The sequence below is a fragment of the Pseudarthrobacter sp. NS4 genome (genome assembly GCF_024758005.1).
In the GTDB taxonomy this organism is placed as follows: domain Bacteria; phylum Actinomycetota; class Actinomycetes; order Actinomycetales; family Micrococcaceae; genus Arthrobacter.
The window spans coordinates 3078692-3099468 of record NZ_CP103288.1; the positions used below are offsets into that span (position 1 = coordinate 3078692).

General features: G+C 62.9%; 15 protein-coding genes. 3 read left to right on the forward strand and 12 right to left on the reverse strand.

Annotated features, from left to right (window positions below; all coding sequences use genetic code 11):
* Positions 1 to 122: 122 nt before the first annotated feature.
* Positions 123 to 1574 carry a GH1 family beta-glucosidase gene (locus tag NXY83_RS14555; protein ID WP_258802906.1) on the forward strand — a complete coding sequence of 484 codons (1452 nt, stop codon included), beginning with the start codon at positions 123 to 125 and terminating at the stop codon, positions 1572 to 1574.
* 28 nt (positions 1575 to 1602) lie between these two features.
* Here NXY83_RS14555 and NXY83_RS14560 read toward each other — a convergent pair whose 3' ends face one another.
* From NXY83_RS14560 to NXY83_RS14595, 8 genes are all read right to left on the reverse strand, one after another.
* Positions 1603 to 1728: a hypothetical protein gene (locus tag NXY83_RS14560; protein WP_258802907.1), complete on the reverse strand. Its 126-nt coding sequence runs from the start codon at positions 1726 to 1728 to the stop codon at positions 1603 to 1605.
* A gap of 234 nt (positions 1729 to 1962) precedes the next feature.
* Positions 1963 to 3153, reverse strand: a complete 1191-nt coding sequence (gene tuf / locus NXY83_RS14565; RefSeq protein WP_258802908.1) for an elongation factor Tu — start codon at positions 3151 to 3153, stop codon at positions 1963 to 1965.
* Between the two features lie 249 nt (positions 3154 to 3402).
* Positions 3403 to 5517 carry an elongation factor G gene (gene fusA, locus NXY83_RS14570; protein ID WP_258802909.1) on the reverse strand — a complete coding sequence of 705 codons (2115 nt, stop codon included), beginning with the start codon at positions 5515 to 5517 and terminating at the stop codon, positions 3403 to 3405.
* Positions 5518 to 5586: 69 nt separating this feature from the next.
* Positions 5587 to 6057, reverse strand: a complete 471-nt coding sequence (gene rpsG / locus NXY83_RS14575; protein WP_026531948.1) for a 30S ribosomal protein S7 — start codon at positions 6055 to 6057, stop codon at positions 5587 to 5589.
* A 1-nt stretch (position 6058) separates the two neighbouring features.
* On the reverse strand, positions 6059 to 6433 hold the full coding sequence (rpsL, locus tag NXY83_RS14580) for a 30S ribosomal protein S12 (RefSeq protein ID WP_009358312.1): 375 nt from the start codon (positions 6431 to 6433) through the stop codon (positions 6059 to 6061).
* Positions 6434 to 6812: 379 nt separating this feature from the next.
* Positions 6813 to 10712, reverse strand: coding sequence for a DNA-directed RNA polymerase subunit beta' (locus NXY83_RS14585; RefSeq protein WP_258802911.1), 3900 nt, complete (start codon positions 10710 to 10712; stop codon positions 6813 to 6815).
* Between the two features lie 106 nt (positions 10713 to 10818).
* Positions 10819 to 14328: a DNA-directed RNA polymerase subunit beta gene (gene rpoB, locus NXY83_RS14590; protein WP_258802912.1), complete on the reverse strand. Its 3510-nt coding sequence runs from the start codon at positions 14326 to 14328 to the stop codon at positions 10819 to 10821.
* A gap of 362 nt (positions 14329 to 14690) precedes the next feature.
* Complete coding sequence (locus NXY83_RS14595) at positions 14691 to 15149, reverse strand: hypothetical protein (protein ID WP_258802913.1); 459 nt, start codon at positions 15147 to 15149, stop codon at positions 14691 to 14693.
* Positions 15150 to 15378: 229 nt separating this feature from the next.
* Here NXY83_RS14595 and NXY83_RS14600 point away from each other — a divergent pair, with 229 nt between their 5' ends.
* Both NXY83_RS14600 and NXY83_RS14605 read left to right on the forward strand, forming a co-directional pair.
* Positions 15379 to 16578: an acetyl-CoA C-acetyltransferase gene (locus NXY83_RS14600; RefSeq protein WP_258802914.1), complete on the forward strand. Its 1200-nt coding sequence runs from the start codon at positions 15379 to 15381 to the stop codon at positions 16576 to 16578.
* Complete coding sequence (locus NXY83_RS14605) at positions 16578 to 17075, forward strand: aminoacyl-tRNA deacylase (RefSeq protein ID WP_258802915.1); 498 nt, start codon at positions 16578 to 16580, stop codon at positions 17073 to 17075. Before NXY83_RS14600 ends, NXY83_RS14605 begins: the two co-directional genes overlap by 1 nt.
* 65 nt (positions 17076 to 17140) lie before the next feature.
* Here NXY83_RS14605 and rplL read toward each other — a convergent pair whose 3' ends face one another.
* The 4 genes from rplL to NXY83_RS14625 all read right to left on the reverse strand — a co-directional run bounded on the left by rplL (position 17141) and on the right by NXY83_RS14625 (position 20733).
* On the reverse strand, positions 17141 to 17515 hold the full coding sequence (gene rplL, locus NXY83_RS14610; protein ID WP_139029946.1) for a 50S ribosomal protein L7/L12: 375 nt from the start codon (positions 17513 to 17515) through the stop codon (positions 17141 to 17143).
* Between the two features lie 77 nt (positions 17516 to 17592).
* Positions 17593 to 18174 (reverse strand): 50S ribosomal protein L10, encoded by a 582-nt coding sequence (gene rplJ, locus NXY83_RS14615; RefSeq protein ID WP_258802916.1) that lies wholly within the window; start codon positions 18172 to 18174, stop codon positions 17593 to 17595.
* A gap of 295 nt (positions 18175 to 18469) precedes the next feature.
* Positions 18470 to 19588, reverse strand: coding sequence for a GNAT family N-acetyltransferase (locus NXY83_RS14620; RefSeq protein WP_258802917.1), 1119 nt, complete (start codon positions 19586 to 19588; stop codon positions 18470 to 18472).
* Between the two features lie 8 nt (positions 19589 to 19596).
* Positions 19597 to 20733 (reverse strand): GNAT family N-acetyltransferase, encoded by a 1137-nt coding sequence (locus NXY83_RS14625; RefSeq protein ID WP_258802918.1) that lies wholly within the window; start codon positions 20731 to 20733, stop codon positions 19597 to 19599.
* Positions 20734 to 20777 lie beyond the last annotated feature (44 nt).

Sequence of the window (20777 nt, forward strand, 5' to 3'; positions counted from 1 at the left end):
AAGAAGCGCTTGAACAACTCATCTAGTATGCCGGAAAACCTCGGCAGATGCGAATTGCCCCTTTTCCGGCCCGCCCCCGGGAGGTCATTGCCGTCTGTTCCATCCGAATGGATGATAAGGACATGACGCTGGAAAGCACTGAATCCGTGACGGAACTCGCCAACCGCATGCCGCCGTCGTTCACTCTTGGCGTCGCGGCAGCGGCATTCCAGATTGAGGGCGCCCTGAGTAAAGGAGGCCGCGGACCGTCCGGATGGGACGCCTTCGCCCAGAAGCCCGGGGCCATTATGGACGGCCACTCCCCAGCGATGGCGTGCGACCACTACAACAGGCTGTCCGAGGATGTGGCGCTGCTGCAGGAGCTTGGAGTGGATTCCTACCGCTTTTCGCTGTCCTGGCCGCGGATCCAGCCGGACGGCCGGGGAAGCTTCAACCCGGAGGGCCTGGACTTCTACGACCGTCTTATCGACGAGCTGCTGGCCGCCGGCGTCTCACCCATGGCCACCCTGTATCACTGGGACACCCCCCTGCCACTGGAGCACCGGGGCGGCTGGATGAACCGGGAAACCGCGGAACGTTTTGGTGAGTACGCGGCAGAGGCCGCCCAACGCTTCGGTGACCGGGTGGCGCAGTGGGTCACGCTGAACGAACCGGTGTCGGTGACCCTGAACGGCTACGCCCTGGGGGTCCATGCCCCCGGCCATGCACTGATGTTTGATGCACTTCCCTCCATCCACCACCAACTCCTTGCCCATGGGCTCGGCGTCCAGGCGTTGCGGGCGGCCGGTGTAACCGGCACGGTGGGCGTGACCAACCTGCATGCACCCGTCCGCCCCGCGTCCCGGAAGATCGGCGACCGGCTGGTGGCCAACCTCTACGACCTGCTGATGAACAGGATCTACGCCGACCCCGTCCTGTTGGGCCGCTATCCCACCCTGCCGGCGTACGGCAGGCCGTGGCTCCGTTCCATTGGCCGGATCTCCGACAAGGACCTGCGCACCATCCACCAGCCCTTGGATTTCTACGGCCTCAACTACTACTTCCCCGTCAAGGTGGCGCTGGGCCGCGGGGTGGCGCCCATCCCGGCTGACATGCACAAAGCCGTGGCCCGGCTGCCCTTCCACGACGTGGGATACCCCGAGTTTGACCACACCGGCTTCGGCTGGCCGGTGGCTCCCGAGCACCTGGGCATCCTGCTCAAGGAACTTCAGGACCGCTACGGGGACGCCCTCCCCCCGGTGTACATCACCGAAGGCGGCGCGAGTTTCCCCGAGCCTGACCAGGTGTCCGGCACCCTCCAGGATGAGGAACGGGTCCAGTACCTGGCTACCCATCTGGGCGCTGCCCTGGACGCCACGTCACCAGGCGGGATCGCATCCGCTGTGGACCTGCGCGGGTACTATGTCTGGACCCTTATGGATAACTTCGAGTGGGCAGCCGGCTATTCGCAGCGGTTCGGCCTCGTCCACGTGGACTTTCAGACCCAGGAACGCACCCCCAAGCAGTCCTTTTACTGGTACCAGGCGCTCAGCCGGGCACGTCACAACAAGGCGGACCAGTCATCGGCTCTCTGACCTCCTCCTGGCTCAGGGACTCGCCCAGCTACTGGTTCTTGTTGGCCCGGTTGATGCGCTTGGCCCGGTCAATCTCGTGGCGGAAGTGATTCTTCGCCCAGAACACTCCGGCCACCACGGCAACCACGATAATCAGGAAAATAAGCCATCCCATGATGAACTCCTCTCAATGCTGCAACAGTATCAGGGGGTTCCGGCCGGACCCGTCGTTGATGCCGCCACCTCCGATGCGTCCCTCATTTGCCGGGGCCCTTCCGGGAAGCAGCAGAACCAGCGCTGCCATCCAATGGGTGGATTAACGAGGCAAAGAAAACCCCGCTGCACACAGCAGCGGGGTTTTCTGTGGTTTATGCGGGGCCTAGCCCCGGAAACCGTTGATCAGCAAGAACTACTTGTTGATCTTGGTAACGCGTCCTGAACCAACGGTGCGGCCGCCTTCGCGGATTGCGAAGCCGAGGCCCTCTTCCATAGCGATGGGCTGGATGAGTGCAACGGTCATCTCAGTGTTGTCGCCAGGCATAACCATTTCCGTGCCCTCGGGCAGGGTGATAACGCCGGTTACGTCCGTGGTACGGAAGTAGAACTGCGGGCGGTAGTTTGAGTAGAACGGGTTGTGACGTCCGCCTTCGTCCTTGGACAGGATGTAGACGTTGGCCTCGAAGTCGGTGTGCGGGGTGATGGAACCCGGCTTGACGACAACCTGGCCACGCTCGACATCGTCGCGCTTCAGGCCACGGAGCAGGAGGCCACAGTTCTCGCCGGCCCATGCTTCGTCGAGCTGCTTGTGGAACATCTCGATACCGGTAACCGTGGTCTTCTGGACCGGGCGGATGCCGACGATCTCGACCTCGGAGTTGATGGCGAGGGTTCCACGCTCGGCGCGGCCCGTAACAACGGTGCCACGGCCGGTGATGGTGAAGACGTCTTCGATCGGCATCAGGAACGGCTTGTCGCGGTCACGTACGGGGTCCGGAACGGACTCGTCGACAGCTGCCATCAGTTCTTCAACGGACTTGACCCACTCGGGGTCGCCTTCCAGTGCCTTCAGGCCGGAAACGCGGACAACCGGAGCTTCGTCGCCGTCGAAGCCCTGCGAGCTCAGGAGCTCACGAACTTCCATTTCGACGAGGTCGAGGAGCTCTTCGTCGTCAACCATGTCGGCCTTGTTCAGCGCGACCAGCAGGTAGGGAACACCAACCTGGCGGGCAAGCAGAACGTGCTCGCGGGTCTGTGCCATGGGGCCGTCAGTAGCGGCGACCACGAGGATAGCGCCGTCCATCTGGGCAGCACCGGTGATCATGTTCTTGATGTAGTCAGCGTGACCCGGGGCGTCTACGTGTGCGTAGTGGCGCTTTTCGGTCTGGTACTCCACGTGGGAGATGTTGATGGTAATGCCACGCTGACGCTCTTCGGGAGCAGAGTCGATCGACGCGAAGTCGCGCTTCTCGTTGAGATCCGGGTACTTGTCGTACAGCACCTTGGAAATGGCGGCCGTCAACGTCGTCTTACCGTGGTCAACGTGACCAATGGTGCCGATGTTAACGTGCGGCTTAGTCCGCTCGAACTTTGCCTTTGCCACAGGTTCCTCCTAGAACGTTTTCAAATGACATACCCTTCAGCCGCGCTTGTCGCGGCGGAAACTCAGGTAAGTCTACTTGGGGGGCTTTGGATTGGTGAAATTGCAGATTCAGGAACTAATACTAGTCCCTAGAGCCTGTTCGTGCAGATGGCCGGGAATCGGTCTGGACCGTACCCGGCCACCTGTACCGGCTGTGCTTTCCGTTACCGGCAAGCGCACCCGAGTTTGTTCGCTGCGAGCGTCCGGAGACTATTCGCCGCGGGTCTTCTGGATGATCTCGTCGGCAACTGCCTTCGGGACCTCGGCGTAGCTGTTGAACGTCATGGAGTACACAGCGCGGCCCTGGGTCTTCGAGCGCAGGTCACCGATGTAGCCGAACATGCCGGACAGCGGGACGTGGGCACGGATAACCTTGACGCCCTGTGCATCTTCCATGGACTGCATCTGGCCACGGCGGGAGTTGAGGTCACCGATAACTTCACCCATGTATTCCTCAGGGGTGCGGACCTCGACATCCATCAGCGGTTCGAGCAGAACCGGGTTCGCCTTACGGGCAGCTTCCTTGAAAGCCATCCGGCCGGCGATCTTGAACGCCATTTCCGAGGAGTCAACATCGTGGTACGCGCCGTCAACCAGCGTGGCCTTGATGCCCACAACCGGGTAGCCGGCCAGGACGCCGTCGTTCAGTGCATCCTGGATACCAGCGTCAACAGACGGGATGTACTCGCGGGGAACGCGGCCACCGGTGACCTTGTTCTCGAACTCGTACATCTCGCCCTCGGCAGTGTCCAGCGGTGCGATCGCAATCTGGATCTTTGCGAACTGACCCGAACCACCGGTCTGCTTCTTGTGCGTGTAGTCGTGGCGTTCCACGGCACGCTTGATGGTTTCGCGGTAGGCTACCTGCGGCTTACCAACGTTGGCCTCGACCTTGAATTCGCGGCGCATGCGGTCCACCAGGATGTCCAGGTGGAGCTCACCCATGCCGGCGATGATGGTCTGGCCGGTGTCTTCGTTGAGGGACACCTGGAAGGTGGGGTCCTCAGCGGAGAGCTTCTGGATAGCCGTGGAGAGCTTCTCCTGGTCACCCTTGGTGTTCGGCTCGATGGCAACCGAGATCACGGGCTCCGGGAAGCTCATGGACTCGAGGACGATCTGGTTGGCGGAGTCGCACAGGGTGTCACCCGTGGTGGTGTCCTTCAGACCGATCGCTGCGTAGATGTGGCCGGCGGTAGCGCCCTCAACGGGCATTTCCTTGTTGGCGTGCATCTGGAACAGCTTGCCGATGCGCTCCTTCTTGCCCTTGGTGGAGTTGACCACCTGGGCGCCTGCTTCCACGTGACCGGAGTACACGCGGATGAAGGTGAGCTGGCCGAAGAAGGGGTGTGCCGCAATCTTGAATGCGAGGGCCGAGAACGGCTCCTCGGAGGAAGGCTTGCGGGTCAGTTCCTTCTCTTCGTCGCGGGGGTCGTGGCCGACCATCGGCGGGACGTCGAGCGGGTTCGGCAGGTAGTCCACCACGGCGTCGAGCATGGGCTGAACGCCACGGTTCTTGAACGCGGAACCGCAGAAGATCGGGTACAGCTCGGAGTTGATGGTCATCTTGCGGATGCCGGCCTTGAGCTCGTCGATCGAAATCTCTTCGCCCTCGAGGTACTTCTCCATGAGTTCTTCGGAGGACTCGGCAACGGTCTCAACCAGCGTTGCGCGGTACTCTTCGGCCTTTTCCTGGAGGTCAGCCGGGATCTCGCGGACCTCGTACTTGGCACCCATGGTGACGTCACCCTTGGCATCGCCGGGCCAGACGAGTGCGCGCATGTAGAGCAGGTCGACGACGCCGATGAAGTCGTTCTCGGCACCGATCGGCAGCTGCATGACCAGCGGCTTGGCACCGAGGCGGCTGATGATGGTGTCTACGGTGAAGTAGAAGTCGGCGCCCAGCTTGTCCATCTTGTTGACGAAGCAGATACGCGGAACGTTGTACTTGTCAGCTTGGCGCCATACGGTCTCGGACTGAGGCTCAACGCCTTCCTTGCCATCGAAGACGGCAACGGCGCCATCGAGGACGCGCAGGGAGCGCTCAACCTCAACGGTGAAGTCAACGTGGCCGGGGGTGTCGATGATGTTGATCTGGTTGTTTTCCCAGAAGCAGGTCACGGCGGCAGACGTGATGGTGATGCCGCGTTCCTTTTCCTGTTCCATCCAGTCAGTGGTCGAAGCGCCGTCGTGCGTTTCGCCGATCTTGTGGTTCACACCCGTGTAGAACAGGATGCGCTCGGTTGTGGTGGTCTTGCCGGCATCAATGTGGGCCATGATGCCGATGTTGCGGACCTTACTAAGGTCGGTAAGCACGTCCTGTGCCACGGGGTCTCCTTTTGGGATGGACTACGCGTTCGCCGCCGGCTCGGTTGAGCCGGCGGCGTCCGGGGAGTATTACCAGCGGTAGTGTGCGAAGGCCTTGTTGGACTCGGCCATCTTGTGGGTGTCTTCGCGACGCTTCACAGCGGCACCGAGACCGTTGGAGGCATCCAGGATTTCGTTCTGGAGTCGCTCGGTCATCGTCTTCTCGCGGCGGGCCTTGGAGTAGCCAACCAACCAGCGCAGGGCGAGTGCGGTGGAGCGGCCCGGCTTGACCTCAACCGGAACCTGGTAGGTGGCGCCGCCGACGCGGCGGGAGCGGACCTCGAGGGAAGGCTTGACGTTGTCCATTGCCTTCTTGAGGGCTGCAACGGGGTCGCCGCCGGACTTGGCGCGTGCGCCTTCGAGGGCGCCGTAAACGATGCGCTCTGCCGTGGACTTCTTGCCATCAACGAGAACCTTGTTGATCAGCTGGGTCACCAGCGGGGAGCCGTAAACGGGATCTAGTACGAGCGGCCGCTTGGGGGCCGGACCCTTGCGAGGCATATTACTTCTTCTCCATCTTTGCGCCGTAGCGGCTGCGTGCCTGCTTACGGTTCTTGACACCCTGGGTATCGAGGGCGCCACGGACGATCTTGTAGCGGACACCCGGGAGGTCCTTCACACGACCACCGCGAACGAGCACAATGGAGTGCTCCTGAAGGTTGTGGCCAACACCGGGGATGTAGGCGGTTACTTCAACGCCGCCGTTGAGGCGCACACGTGCCACCTTACGCAGAGCCGAGTTCGGCTTCTTCGGGGTGGTGGTGTAGACGCGGGTGCAAACACCGCGGCGCATGGGGCTGCCCTTAAGCGCGGGAGCCTTGGTCTTTGAGACCTTAGGCGTGCGGCCCTTGCGGACCAACTGGTTAATCGTAGGCACTCTCGTGTTCTCCGTTTTATCCGGAGTGGCCGCTTCCAGCCACTCTCCTGTTGCGATGCCCCGCCGCCCGGGCCTTAAAGAAGAACTCCAGGGCGGCGAAGGCGAAGCCTTTAATAGTCGGATCGCACACCGGGACATGACTCGCGTCTTCAATGGTCCCTAGGCATGCAAAAATGTGGCATACGTTGCACAAGAACCCTGCAAACCGGAAACGTCGCTCTGGTTCAGCCTTTCAGCTGGAACCGGCGCACTCATCCACTGCCACAATAACAATTGGTAACAAGTCTAGCATGGACGGTCTCCCCGCCTTAATCGGCGGCTTAAACAGGGATGGTCCCCCACCTTGCGGTGACGGACCATCCCGTGGCTAAAACTGCCCTTAGCGGAAGTCGTTGCCCAGGTCGTAGTCGTCCAGCGGGATGGCGTGGAACTCAGGAGCTCCGTCGCCGCCCAGGGTGTCGTACGAGAAGTCACTGAATGCGCTGGGGCCGGTGAACAGGTTGGCCTTCGCTTCCTCAGTGGGCTCCACGGTGACCTCGGTGTAGCGCGGGAGGCCCGTGCCGGCCGGAATCAGCTTACCGATGATCACGTTCTCCTTGAGGCCCAGCAGCGGGTCGCTCTTGCCTTCCATGGCCGCCTGCGTCAGGACGCGGGTGGTCTCCTGGAAGGAAGCTGCGGACAGCCAGGACTCGGTGGCCAGCGATGCCTTGGTGATGCCCATGAGTTCAGGACGTCCGGAAGCCGGAGTCTTGCCCTCGGACACAACGCGGCGGTTGGCGTCCTCGAAGCGGCTGCGCTCGGCGAGTTCGCCGGGGAGCAGGTCCGATTCGCCGGACTCGATGACCGTGACGCGGCGCAGCATCTGGCGGACGATAACCTCGACGTGCTTGTCGTGGATACCGATGCCCTGGCTGCGGTACACGCCCTGGACCTCGTCCACCAGGAACTTCTGTGCCGCACGGGGACCCATGATGCGCAGAACCTGCTTGGGATCCACCGGACCGTTGATCAGCTTCTGGCCGACGGTGACGTGGTCGCCGTCTTCGATCAGCAGGCGTGAACGGCGCAGGACCGGGTAAGCGATCTCTTCGGTTCCGTCATCCGGCGTGATGACCAGGCGCATCTGGCGCTCGGACTCTTCGATGGTGATGCGGCCGGCTGCTTCAGCAATCGGTGCAACACCCTTCGGAGTACGGGCTTCGAAGAGCTCCTGGATACGGGGCAGACCCTGGGTGATGTCGTCGCCGCCGCTGGCGGAGACTGCACCACCGGTGTGGAACGTACGCATGGTCAGCTGGGTACCCGGCTCACCGATGGACTGTGCGGCGATGATGCCCACGGCCTCGCCGATGTCCACGGTCTTGCCGGTGGCCAGCGAACGGCCGTAGCACAGGGCGCAGGTGCCGACGCTGGACTCACAGGTGAGTACGGAGCGGACCTTGACCTCGGTGATGCCTGCCTTGAAGAGCTCGTCGATGACGACGTCGCCGCAGTCGGTGCCGGCGGCTGCGAGGACGTTGCCCTCGGAGTCCACGACGTCGACGGCCAACGTACGTGCGTAGGCGCTGTTCTCGACGTTCTCGTCGAGCACCAGCTCACCGTTGGAATCGGCGACGGCGATCGGCGTGACCAGGCCACGCTCGGTGCCGCAGTCCTCTTCACGGACGATGACATCCTGGGACACGTCCACCAGACGACGTGTCAGGTAACCCGAGTTGGCGGTACGCAGCGCGGTGTCAGCCAGACCCTTACGGGCGCCGTGCGTGGCGATGAAGTATTCCAGAACCGACAGGCCCTCACGGTAGGAGGACTTGATGGGACGGGGAATAATTTCACCCTTCGGGTTGGCCACCAGGCCACGGATACCCGCGATCTGGCGGACCTGCATCCAGTTACCACGTGCACCGGAGGACACCATGCGGTTGATGGTGTTCATCGGCGACAGGCTGTCACGCATTGCCTGGGCAATCTCGTTGGTCGCCTTGTTCCAGATCTCGATCAGTTCCTGGCGACGCTCGTCGTCGTCGATCAGGCCCTTGTCGTACTGGCCCTGGATCTTGGCGGCGCGCTCCTCGTAACCGGCGAGGATCGCCGGCTTCGCGGCCGGGACCTCGATGTCGGAGATGGCAACGGTGACGCCTGAACGGGTGGCCCAGTAGAACCCGGCATCCTTCAGGTTGTCCAGCGTTGCCGCGGTGACGACCTTCGGGTAGCGCTCGGCAAGGTCGTTGACGATGCGGGACAGTTCGCCCTTGTCGGCAACAGCCTCAACCCAGGGGTAGTCCTCGGGCAGGGTCTCGTTGAAGAGAACCTGGCCCAGGGAGGTCTGGACGAGTGCGGGCTGACCCGGCTCCCAGCCTTCCGGAGCTTCCCACCCGGCGTAAGGCACGAAGCCTTCGAGGCGGATCTTGACCTGGGAGTTCAGGTGCAGCTCGCGGGCATCGAACGCCATGATGGCCTCTGCAACCGAAGCGAAGACGCGGCCTTCGCCAGCTGAACCGACGCGCTTGGTGGTCAGGTGGTAGAGGCCGATGATCATATCCTGCGAAGGCAGGGTGACCGGGCGTCCGTCGGAGGGCTTCAGGATGTTGTTCGAGGACAGCATCAGGATGCGGGCTTCAGCCTGGGCCTCGGGGCTCAGCGGCAGGTGGACTGCCATCTGGTCACCGTCGAAGTCGGCGTTGAAGGCGCCACAAACCAGCGGGTGGAGCTGGATTGCCTTACCTTCAACAAGCTGCGGCTCGAATGCCTGGATGCCGAGGCGGTGCAGGGTAGGTGCACGGTTGAGCAGCACCGGGTGTTCGGTGATGATCTCTTCCAGCACGTCCCAGACCTGCGGACGGTAACGCTCAACCATGCGCTTGGCCGACTTGATGTTCTGTGCGTGGTTGAGGTCAACCAGGCGCTTCATCACGAACGGCTTGAAGAGCTCCAGCGCCATCTGCTTGGGCAGGCCGCACTGGTGCAGCTTCAGCTGCGGGCCGACGACGATGACCGAACGGCCGGAGTAGTCGACGCGCTTGCCGAGGAGGTTCTGGCGGAAACGGCCCTGCTTGCCCTTGAGCATGTCGCTCAGGGACTTCAGGGGACGGTTGCCCGGTCCGGTGACCGGACGGCCGCGGCGGCCGTTGTCGAAGAGGCTGTCAACAGCTTCCTGAAGCATGCGCTTCTCGTTGTTGACGATGATCTCCGGAGCACCCAGGTCAAGCAGGCGCTTGAGGCGGTTGTTGCGGTTGATCACACGGCGGTACAGGTCATTGAGGTCGGAGGTCGCGAAGCGGCCACCGTCCAGCTGGACCATGGGGCGCAGTTCCGGCGGGATCACCGGGACGGCGTCGAGGACCATGCCAAGCGGGCTGTTGTTAGTGGTCAGGAACGCGTTGACCACCTTCAGGCGCTTGAGGGCACGGGTCTTGCGCTGGCCCTTGCCGTTGGCGATGATGTCGCGCAGCAGGTCAGACTCGGCCTGCATGTCGAAGCTTTCAAGACGCTTCTTGATTGCTTCGGCACCCATGGAGCCTTCGAAGTACATGCCGTAGCGGTCGCGCAGCTCGCGGTACAGGCCTTCGTCACCTTCGAGGTCTGCGACCTTGAGGTTCTTGAAGCGGTCCCAGACCTGCTCGAGGCGCTCGATATCGGCGTCGGCGCGCTTGCGCACGTTGGCCATCTGGCGGTCGGCGGAGTCGCGGGCCTTCTTCTTGTCCGCAGCCTTCGCGCCTTCACCCTCAAGGCGGGCAATTTCGCCTTCGAGGTCGCGGGCGATCGCCGCGATGTCGGAGTCGCGGTTGTCGATCAGCTGCTTCTTCTCGATGTCGTGCTCAACCTGCAGGTTGGGCAGTTCCTCGTGGCGGGCAGCCTCGTCGACGCTGGTGATCATGTAGGCAGCGAAGTAGATGACCTTTTCGAGGTCCTTCGGTGCCAGGTCAAGGAGGTAGCCCAGGCGGGACGGAACGCCCTTGAAGTACCAGATGTGCGTGACCGGAGCGGCCAGCTCGATGTGGCCCATGCGTTCGCGGCGGACCTTGGCGCGGGTGACTTCAACGCCACACCGCTCACAGATGATGCCCTTGAAGCGCACGCGCTTGTACTTGCCGCAGTAGCATTCCCAGTCCCGGGACGGGCCGAAGATCTTCTCGCAGAAGAGTCCGTCCTTCTCGGGCTTGAGCGTGCGGTAGTTGATGGTTTCCGGCTTCTTAACCTCGCCGTACGACCAGCCGCGGATGTCTTCCGCGGTGGCGAGGCCGATCTGCATGAGGCCGAAGGAGGATTCGCTGGACATATGGTCCCTGTTCTCTCTTGTTCTCTAAATTCTGAAGTCTTGGGTTACGGGAAGAGGGAGGTGGGGTACGACGGCGGGTGGCCACCCGCCGTCGTACGCCCGCCTGCTAAACCTCTTCTACGGAACTGGGCTCTGCACGAGACAGATCGATGCCCAGTTCTTCCGCAGCCGTGAAGACTGCGTCATCAGAGTCACGCATTTCAATTGTGGTTCCGTCCGTGGAAAGGACTTCCACGTTCAGGCACAGCGACTGCATTTCCTTGATCAAGACCTTGAAGGACTCAGGAACGCCCGGCTCGGGGATGTTCTCGCCCTTGACGATGGCTTCGTAGACCTTCACACGACCGTGGATGTCATCGGACTTGATCGTGAGGAGTTCCTGGAGCGTGTAGGCGGCGCCGTAAGCTTCGAGCGCCCACACTTCCATTTCACCGAAGCGCTGGCCACCGAACTGTGCCTTACCACCCAGCGGCTGCTGCGTGATCATGGAGTACGGGCCGGTGGAGCGGGCGTGGATCTTGTCGTCCACCAGGTGGTGGAGCTTCAGGATGTACATGTAGCCGACCGAGATCGGATCCGGGAACGGCTCGCCGGAGCGGCCGTCGAACAGACGCGTCTTGCCTGAGGAGTTGATCAGGCGCTCACCATCGCGGGTCACGTTGGTGGAGTCCAGCAGGCCCGTGATTTCCTCTTCGCGGGCACCGTCGAACACCGGCGTGGCAACAGTGGTCTGGCCACTCTCGCGCGGCAGGTTCGGCAGCTGCTTGACCCACTCGGGCTCGCCTTCGATCTTCCAACCGGTCTTGGCAACCCAGCCGAGGTGCGTTTCAAGCACCTGGCCCACGTTCATACGGCCCGGGACACCCAGCGGGTTCAGGACGATATCAACAGGGGTGCCGTCGGCAAGGAAGGGCATGTCCTCAACGGGGAGGATCTTGGAGATGACACCCTTGTTGCCGTGGCGGCCGGCGAGCTTGTCGCCGTCGGTGATCTTGCGCTTGGCAGCCACGTAGACGCGGACCAGCTGGTTCACGCCCGGGGGCAGCTCGTCGTCGTTGTCACGGTCGAAGACCCGGACACCGATAACCGTGCCGGACTCGCCGTGCGGCACCTTCAGGGAGGTGTCGCGGACTTCGCGGGACTTCTCACCGAAGATGGCGCGCAGCAGGCGCTCTTCCGGGGTCAACTCGGTTTCACCCTTCGGGGTGACCTTTCCGACCAGGATGTCTCCTGCTTCAACCTCGGCACCGATGTGGATGATGCCGCGCTCGTCCAGGCCTGCCAGGACTTCCTCGGAGACGTTGGGGATGTCACGGGTGATTTCCTCGGCACCAAGCTTGGTGTCGCGGGCGTCGATCTCGTGCTCCTCGATGTGGATGGAGGAAAGAACGTCCTCGGCAACAATGCGCTGCGAGAGGATGATGGCGTCCTCGAAGTTGTGGCCTTCCCATGACATGAATGCCACGAGCAGGTTCTTACCGAGGGCGAGCTCGCCCTGGTCCGTTGCCGGGCCGTCGGCGATGATGCCGCCAACTTCCAGTCGCTGGCCTTCATTCACCAGGACGCGGTGGTTGTAGCAGTTGCCCTGGTTGGAGCGGGCGAACTTGTTGATGCGGTAGTTGGTTTCCGTACCGTCGTCGTTGAGCATGATGACGAGCTCAGCGGAGACCTCGGTGACAACACCGGCCTTCTTGGCGATGACAACGTCACCGGCGTCGACGGCAGCAGCGCGCTCCATGCCGGTGCCCACGAACGGAGCCTCAGAACGGACCAGCGGCACGGCCTGGCGCTGCATGTTGGCACCCATGAGGGCGCGGTTGGCATCGTCATGCTCGAGGAACGGGATCAGGGCGGTAGCCACGGACACCATCTGGCGCGGGGAAACGTCCATGAACTCGACGTCCTCGGCGGGAACGAGCACAGGCTCGCCTCCACCACCACGGGCACGGACGAGGACAGTGTCCTCGGCGAACTTCTTGTTCTCGTCCAGCGGGGCGTTGGCCTGGGCGATCAGCACCTCAGCCTCGTCGTCGGCGGTCAGGTACTGGACGTCGTCGGAAACGACGCCGCCCTTGACCAGGCGGTACGGGGTCTCGATGAAGCCGAACGGGTTGATGCGTCCGTAGGATGCCAGCGAGCCGATCAGACCAATGTTCGGGCCTTCAGGGGTTTCGATGGGGCACATACGTCCGTAGTGGGACGGGTGCACGTCACGGACTTCCATGCCGGCGCGGTCACGGGACAGACCACCGGGGCCAAGGGCCGACAGGCGGCGCTTGTGGGTCAGGCCCGAGAGCGGGTTGTTCTGGTCCATGAACTGCGACAGCTGGGACGTTCCGAAGAACTCCTTGATGGCTGCAACCACGGGGCGGATGTTGATCAGGGTCTGCGGCGTGATGGCCTCGACGTCCTGGGTCGTCATACGCTCGCGGACAACGCGCTCCATGCGGGACAGGCCGGTGCGGACCTGGTTCTCGATGAGCTCGCCGACGGCGCGGATGCGGCGGTTGCCGAAGTGGTCGATGTCGTCAATTTCGACGCGCAGGTCAACTTCCTGGCCATCGCGGGTGCCCTTGATGGTCTTCTCGCCGGCGTGCAGCGCGACGAGGAACTTGATCATGGCCACGATGTCTTCAACGTGCAGGACCGAAGCTTCCTTGTCGCCAAGGGAGCGGTCAATGCCCAGCTTGCGGTTGATCTTGTAGCGGCCAACCTTGGCCAGATCGTAGCGCTTGGAGTTGAAGTACAGGTTGTCCAGCAGGGACTGGGCAGCCTCGACGGTGGGCGGCTCGCCCGGGCGCAGCTTCCGGTAGATGTCCAGCAACGCGTCTTCGCGGGTCTCGGTGGCGTCCTTCTCCAGGGTTGCCCGCATGGAGTCGTACTGGCCGAACTCTTCGAGGATCTGGCCTTCGGTCCAGCCGAGGGCCTTCAGCAGAACGGTGACGGACTGCTTGCGCTTGCGGTCAAGGCGTACGCCGACCTGGTCGCGCTTGTCGATTTCGAGCTCGAACCATGCACCGCGGGACGGGATGATCTTGGCGGTGAAGATGTCCTTGTCGCTGGTCTTGTCAGCGGCGCGCTCGAAGTAGGCGCCCGGCGAACGGACCAGCTGGGAGACGACGACACGCTCGGTGCCGTTGACCACGAAGGTGCCCTTCTCCGTCATCAGCGGGAAGTCGCCCATGAACACGGTCTGCTGCTTGATTTCGCCCGTGTTGTTGTTCATGAACTCGGCCTTGACGTACAGCGGAGCCGAGTAGGTTGCGTCCCGGTCCTTGCACTCGGCCATGGTGTACTTGGGGTCAGCGAACTCCGGATCGGAGAAGCTCAGGGACATGGTGCCCTGGAAGTCCTCGATCGGGGAGATCTCTTCGAAGATGTCCGACAGGCCGGACGTAGTTGCGACGCTGAGATCGTTTTCTTCGACAGCCTTTGCTACGCGTGCCTGCCAGCGCTCGTTGCCGACCAGCCAGTCAAAGCTGTCCGTCTGCAGGGCAAGCAGATTCGGAACATCAAGAGGTTCGTGAATCTTTGCGAATGAGAGCCGGCGAGTGGCACCATCAGTGCTGTCGGCGGTGTTAGCGGTTTCGTTATTAGAGGTGCTCGAGGCGACCAAGAGGGATCCTTCCACAGACCTTCAGGCGTTTTCAGATCTCCCCCGCTGTGCACCCTGCGGAATGAATCCACAGTGCTACCATCCGGTTCCGCTATATGACCCGGGGCCGGTGCTGACCATGCTGTGACGTTGTTGACGGCACGTTGATTGTCAGCTGCCAGGCAAAGCCCACCGCTATATGAAGGCTGAAGGTAAACAGGGAAGACGCAAATATCTACGATACGGCAAAATAACCTACGTGTCTACCCCACATCGGGCCGGATTGCAAGCACCGGTTTTCTGCGCTGTCCCTTGACTTGCTCTTCCCTTAAACCTTGGGACAGCTTACCCCTGCCCCTGCAGGGCAGGTCTGCCCGCGCCGGTCACAGCCGCAGGGTCACCCCTTCGGCGGTGCAGGTTCCCGAGTTTGCGAACACGGCGTCGCGGACCGCGTCCTTCGATTCCTGCGCGGGTTCCCCGCCCGATTCGGCTGCCGCAGAGTGGTCGATGGCGAGAAGGCTGAGTGATGCGAACAGCCCCTGAAGATCCCCCGTCACAGTATCCTTCGCATCCTCGGCCTGGGCGTAGATGTCCTCATAGCCTTGCGGATCACCCGGCCGGACGGCGGCGTAGTCGGCAAACAGGGAGTTGAAACGCTCGCACGCTTCCCTGGCTCCTCCGGGAGCGGATGCTGAAGACGTCCCGCCGGCACCGGCCTCCGGGGAGTGTTCCACCTGGCCCGGCTCCGGCTGGCCTGACTCCCCGGAAACCGGGGCGCCGACGGAACAGGCGGTCAGCCCGGCCAGGCCGGCAATAACGGCCAGGGCGAGGGTCTTCTTCACGATCTTCTCCATCCGTCCCGCATCCCGGGGCCCACTGTCCCCGGCAAGGTGTCCGCCGTCCACCCTACGCACGCTGCCGCCGTCGTGCATCCCGGGACGATGGGGACTTCTCCCCTGCAGGGTCCTTGCCTGCGGAATGCACATAGGGCTTCCTGCGTTTGTATATATAGGTGACCAGGGTCACGATAGCCTTGGTGGCTTACATCGGATCAGAGCGGAAGAGATAACCATGGCCAACTCTCCTGACAACACTGACGTTGTCATCCTCGCGGCTGCACGCACTCCGCAGGGAAAGATCAACGGGCAACTTGCGGGCTTCACCGCAGTGGACCTGGGCGCGCACGCGATCAAAGCCGCCTTGGACGCCAGCGGGGTGGACGTGGCCGACGTGGAGGCCGTGATTATGGGCCAGGTCCTGCAGGCGGGCGCGGGCCAGAACCCGGCACGGCAAAGCTCCATCGGCGCCGGCATCGGCTGGAACGTTCCGGCGGTGACCGTTAACAAGGTCTGCCTCTCCGGGCTGACGGCGGTCATCGACGCGGCGCGGATGATCCGCGGCGGTGAGGCTTCGGTTGTGGTGGCCGGCGGGCAGGAGTCCATGTCCCGGGCGCCGCACCTGCTTCCCGGGTCGAGGCAGGGATGGAACTACGGATCCATCCAGGCATTGGATGCTGCTGCCCATGACGGGCTGACCGACGCCTTCGATGGCCAATCGATGGGCCTCTCCACGGAAACCCGCAACCTCACCCTCGGCATTGACCGCACGTCGCAGGACAACGTTGCTGCGCAGTCGCACCAGCGCGCCGCGCTGGCAGCCAAGAACGGAACGTTCGACGACGAGATCGTCCCGGTCAGCGTGAAGCAGCGTAAGGGTGATCCCCTCGTGGTGGGCACCGATGAAGGCGTCCGGCCCAACGCCTCGGTTGAGTCGCTTGCCGGTTTGCGCGCGGCGTTCGTCACGGACGGCACCATCACGGCAGGCAACTCCTCACCCCTGTCTGACGGCGCTGCCGCCCTGGTACTGGCCTCCCGCGGTTATGCGGAGCAACACGGCCTGGAATACCTGGCCGTGGTGGGAAAGCCCGGACAGGTGGCGGGACCGGACAACTCGCTGCACTCCCAGCCCTCACACGCCATCCGGAACGCCTTGGACAGGGCCGGCTGGACCACCTCGGATCTGGACTTCATCGAGATCAACGAAGCCTTCGGATCCGTGGCCGTGCAGTCGCTCAAGGACCTGGACTACCCGATGGAGAAGTGCAATATCCATGGCGGCGCCATTGCGCTGGGCCATCCCATCGGCGCTTCCGGGGCCCGGTTGGCAGTGCATGCAGCCCACGAACTCAAGCGCCGCGGGTCCGGTAAGGCTGCAGTGTCCCTGTGCGGGGGCGGCGGACAGGGCGAAGCGCTCCTGCTGTACCGCGACTAATGGCGGGACTATGCACCAAAGGGACGGACGGCGTCGGGCGGGAACGGTTCCTTGCTGACGCCGCCGCCCGCGGCGTCGAGGTAGATGTGGTGGAACGGCCAGCCGCCAAAAGTCTTGAGGACGCCGCCCGGATCCTGGGTATCGGTCCCGGCGACATCATTAAGTCCCTCGTGGTCAAGCACAAGGACGGGTCATTCCTGTTTGCACTCATCCCGGGCGACCGCCAGATCTCCTGGCCCAAACTGCGGAGCCTCATAGGAGTGAACAAGCTCTCGTTGCCTCCAGCGGACGTGGCGCTTGAGGCAACAGGTTATGAACGGGGCACCATCACGCCGTTGGGCAGCACCAACTCCTGGCCGGTCTATGCGGATGCCACCATTGCCGGAAGGCGGATCTCGATGGGCGCGGGTGCGCACGGCTACAGTGCTTTCGTTGACGCCGACGCCCTGACAGCTGCCCTGGATGCAGTTGTGGCCGACATATCCGATCCCGCCTGAATTTTCCAGGTTAAAGCAGAAAACCCCGCCCACCGGAGTGGACGGGGTTTTCCAGGAAAACGCTGTTACTTGAGGGTAACGGTAGCGCCTGCAGCCTCGAGCTGCTCCTTGGCCTTCTCGGCAGCTTCCTTGGTTGCACCTTCGAGGACAGCCTTGGGAGCGCTGTCAACCAGGTCCTTGGCTTCCTTGAGGCCCAGGGAAGTGATGGCGCGGACTTCCTTGATCACTGCGATCTTCTTGTCACCGGCAGCTTCGAGGACGACGTCGAAGTCAGTCTTCTCTTCAACCTCTTCAGCAGCAGCGCCGGCGGGGCCAGCAACAGCTACAGCAGCAGCGGTAACTTCGAAGGTCTCTTCGAAGAGCTTGACGAACTCGGAGAGTTCGATGATGGTCAGTTCCTTGAAAGCTTCAATGAGCTCTTCGTTGCTGAGCTTCGCCATGGTAGGCGTCCTTCCTGTTGTGGTGTTCGGCGGCACGGGGCCGGGCCTTACACCGGAGTCTTATGAGGTAAAGAGAATCAGTTCTCTTCGGCTGCGGGAGCTTCAGCCGGGGCTTCAGCTTCGGCGGCGGGAGCTTCTTCAGCGGCGGGTGCTTCGGCAGCTGCCGGGGCACCGTTCTCTTCTTCAAGCTTGAGGCGCAGAGCGTCAATGATGCGTGCAGCTGCGGCGGCGGGTGCCTTGAGGACACCTGCAACCCTGGCGAGCTGCAGCTCGCGGGACTCGAGCGCTGCCAGGTCGGCAACCTCGCTGGCGTTCAGTGCCTTGCCCTCGAAGTAACCGGTCTTGATAACCAGCTGCTTGTTGGTCTTGGCAAAATCCGTCAGGCTCTTGGCAGCGGCAACTGCGTCACCCTTGATGAACGCGATTGCAGTGGGGCCGGCAAGCTGGCCGTCGAATGCTTCGACGCCGGCTTCCTTGGCTGCAATGGCGGTCAGGGTGTTCTTGACGACCGCGAACTTGGTGTCCTGGCCGAGAGAAACACGCAGCTGCTTGAGCTGTGCAACGGTGAGCCCGCGGTATTCGGTCAGGACAGCGGCGTTCGATTCCTTGAAATCGTTAGTGATCTCAGCTACTGCTGAAACCTTGGTAGGCGTTGCCATAACCCTCCTTCCGGGGATAGTGCCGGTATTCGACGGTCCCCGCTCAGGTGAGCTAAAACTAAAAACGCCCCGCGCAGATGCACGGGGCTTGGCTCAACACGGTTATCCATGGAGCTTTGCTTCGTTCACCTGCGCCGGCCGCCCTATGTTCAGGGTCCTTCGTCCAGAAAGCCACTGCATCCCCCGCGCACAACTGCAGAGTTGAGCCATGTTCGAGAGAGTGGATTTCCAACAACCGACGGTCTTTGGTCATCCCAGTCTACGGGAGGGCTCACTGCACCACCAAATCGGGCCCCTAGCTGGTCCTGGTGTGCAGTTGCGGAAGCTCCTTCTGCCAGATCCCGGTGACGCCTGCTGTGCGAAAGCCCAGCTGCTGGTTGACCGTCAGCAGGTACCGGTTTTCGGGTGCATTCCAGGTGTAGATGACGCGTGCATCCGGGAACTGCTCGGTCAGCCGCTCCATGTTGGCCACCTTGATCAGCAGCCCCAGCTTGTTGCCCCGGTGCTCCTGCAGGACAAGTGTGTCGTCCTGGAAGACAACATCGGCGCGGTGTGCCAGCACGGTGATGGTGGTCAGTCCCACGAGCGATCCTGTGGCGAGGTGCTCGACGGCGGTGACCACCGTCCGCCTGCCCTGCGCGATGGCCACTTCTTCGGCTTCCCTGAGGATGCCGCCGTCGAACACCATGTCCCGTTCCACGGGCACGTCAAGCGAGGGGTCCACATTCGCCCCTGCCTGGTTCTCCAGGGTCGCGACGGACTCGAGCCAGCGGTCCGGGCAGCGGTCCGTCCAGTGGTGCAGCCGGTACCGGCCGTTGTTGGCCTCCTCCGCTTCGGCCTGAAGGTCGGCCACGAGCTTGGTGTCCAGCGGCAGGGAGCAGGAGCTGAACTGCTCAATGTGCTGGAGCGTGTAGCCCGTCTTTTGCGCGAATTCGACTTCACGGCTCTCCAGCGGGACGAAGCCCAGCCCCGAACTGGGAACAAGTTGTGCCCGCTCGAATTCGTGGAGCGAGGTGCCCGGGTGGTTCGTGTCCACCAGGATCATGGTGCGCCCTTCCGCGCGGGCAAGGTGTTCGGCGGCCTCGAGCAGGCGCCTGCCAACACCCTGGCGCTGGAACTCGGGAAGGATGTCGAGGGTGAACTCCGCGAGGTCCAGGTGGTCTGTCAACGGAAGGGCTATATCGACGGTGCCCACGATCTCGCCGTCCACTTTGGCTACGAGGATGAGTTGACGCTCGTAGGGGTCCTCGAACTCAAGGAGCTTCTCAAGGGGACCGTAGGCGAGGTCATCACTCCCCCACGTCTGCATCCTCACCTTGCGGCCCACCTCGACGGCGGCCAGGAAGTCCGCCGCGTCCGGGGCGTCCAGTGAGTCAGGAATCCAAAGCTGCTCGATCTTCACGTCTTTTGCCATATGGGGCATCATCCCAGCCGTTTCTGCCACTCACCTTCAAGGCCTGCAGGCTTGAATCCAAGCGCGATATTTATCGCCAGCATATGCTGGTTTTCGCTGGCATTCCACGTCAGCACCGATCGCGCGGACGGCCATCTGGCCTGGGCCCGGCGCAGGTTCGCCACCTTGATGAGCATGCCTAAACGGTGTCCCCGGTGCTTCCCCGCCACCAGGGTGTCCTGCTGCGCGATGGTCGCCGGAACTCCAGGCCTCCAGTTCAGCACAGTGTAGGCCACCATTTCCCCGGTTGCGCGATGCAGGGCCGCGGTGACTGTTGATTGCACGCCGCTGCGCGCCAGGGCCCGCTCGTCCTCCCGGATCCGGGCCGCGTCCCATTCCTCGCCCTCCCAGTCCAGCCCGGCGATGGGGACGTCGGTACTCATTCTGGCTTTGAGAAGGGCATAACCGTCCGCCAGGTCTTCAGGGCAGCTGTCATCCCACCCGGTCAGCAGGTACTCCCCCGCGCGGGCCGAAGCCTCGGCCTCCAGCCGTGCGAGCAGTTCCGGCGGCACGGGAAGGACAAGGCGGCTGGACCGCTCCACCTGTTCCAGCTCATAGCCCGCAGCAACGGCGAACGCTACGGCCGGTTCATCCAGCGGAAGGCCGCCGGCACCGGACCTGGCCGGGACTGTGGCCCCGCCAGCGGCCCGCGGTGGAACCTCGTGGTAGCCGTAAAGAGATGTTCTACCCCTCTCTTTGGCAACGGCTTCGGCGTGCTCCAGCAATGCACGGCCCAGGCCCCGCCGTCGGTGGTGGGGGGAAATCAGGACATCGATCCCGGCGGTGTGGGTATTCTCGCGCAACGGGAGTTCGACCGAGCACATGCCGACCCTCCCGCCGTCCAGACTCGCCAGGTAGACGTGCCGTTCCTCGTACCCGTTGCCCCGCCAGTACTCCAGTGCCTCCTGGAGGGTGGGGCACCGGTCCAGGTTGCCCCACTGGGCCAGCTCATGGGCCTCGCGCATGGCGTGGCAGGCCAGGAGTTCATACGGAATTTCGTCGGCGCTGGACACTGCTCCGCTGGCGGCCAGTGGCGGGACATAGACGACAGATATCTGGAGGTCAGCTTGTTCGCGTGCAGATGCATCCGGCTCCGGTTCAGCCATTTCTACAGCTTAAGCAAGAAACCGCCCGGCGCAGGCGCCGGGCG

Coding starts and splice junctions, on each gene's coding strand:
- NXY83_RS14605 (WP_258802915.1), top strand. CDS start 16,578: ATGGCGGGACTATGCACCAAAGGGACGGACGGCGTCGGGCGGGAACGG.
- NXY83_RS14600 (WP_258802914.1), top strand. CDS start 15,379: ATGGCCAACTCTCCTGACAACACTGACGTTGTCATCCTCGCGGCTGCA.
- NXY83_RS14620 (WP_258802917.1), bottom strand. CDS start 19,588: ATGGCAAAAGACGTGAAGATCGAGCAGCTTTGGATTCCTGACTCACTG.
- NXY83_RS14560 (WP_258802907.1), bottom strand. CDS start 1,728: ATGGGATGGCTTATTTTCCTGATTATCGTGGTTGCCGTGGTGGCCGGA.
- rplL (WP_139029946.1), bottom strand. CDS start 17,515: ATGGCGAAGCTCAGCAACGAAGAGCTCATTGAAGCTTTCAAGGAACTG.
- NXY83_RS14555 (WP_258802906.1), top strand. CDS start 123: ATGACGCTGGAAAGCACTGAATCCGTGACGGAACTCGCCAACCGCATG.
- rpsG (WP_026531948.1), bottom strand. CDS start 6,057: ATGCCTCGCAAGGGTCCGGCCCCCAAGCGGCCGCTCGTACTAGATCCC.
- rplJ (WP_258802916.1), bottom strand. CDS start 18,174: ATGGCAACGCCTACCAAGGTTTCAGCAGTAGCTGAGATCACTAACGAT.
- NXY83_RS14585 (WP_258802911.1), bottom strand. CDS start 10,712: ATGTCCAGCGAATCCTCCTTCGGCCTCATGCAGATCGGCCTCGCCACC.
- NXY83_RS14625 (WP_258802918.1), bottom strand. CDS start 20,733: ATGGCTGAACCGGAGCCGGATGCATCTGCACGCGAACAAGCTGACCTC.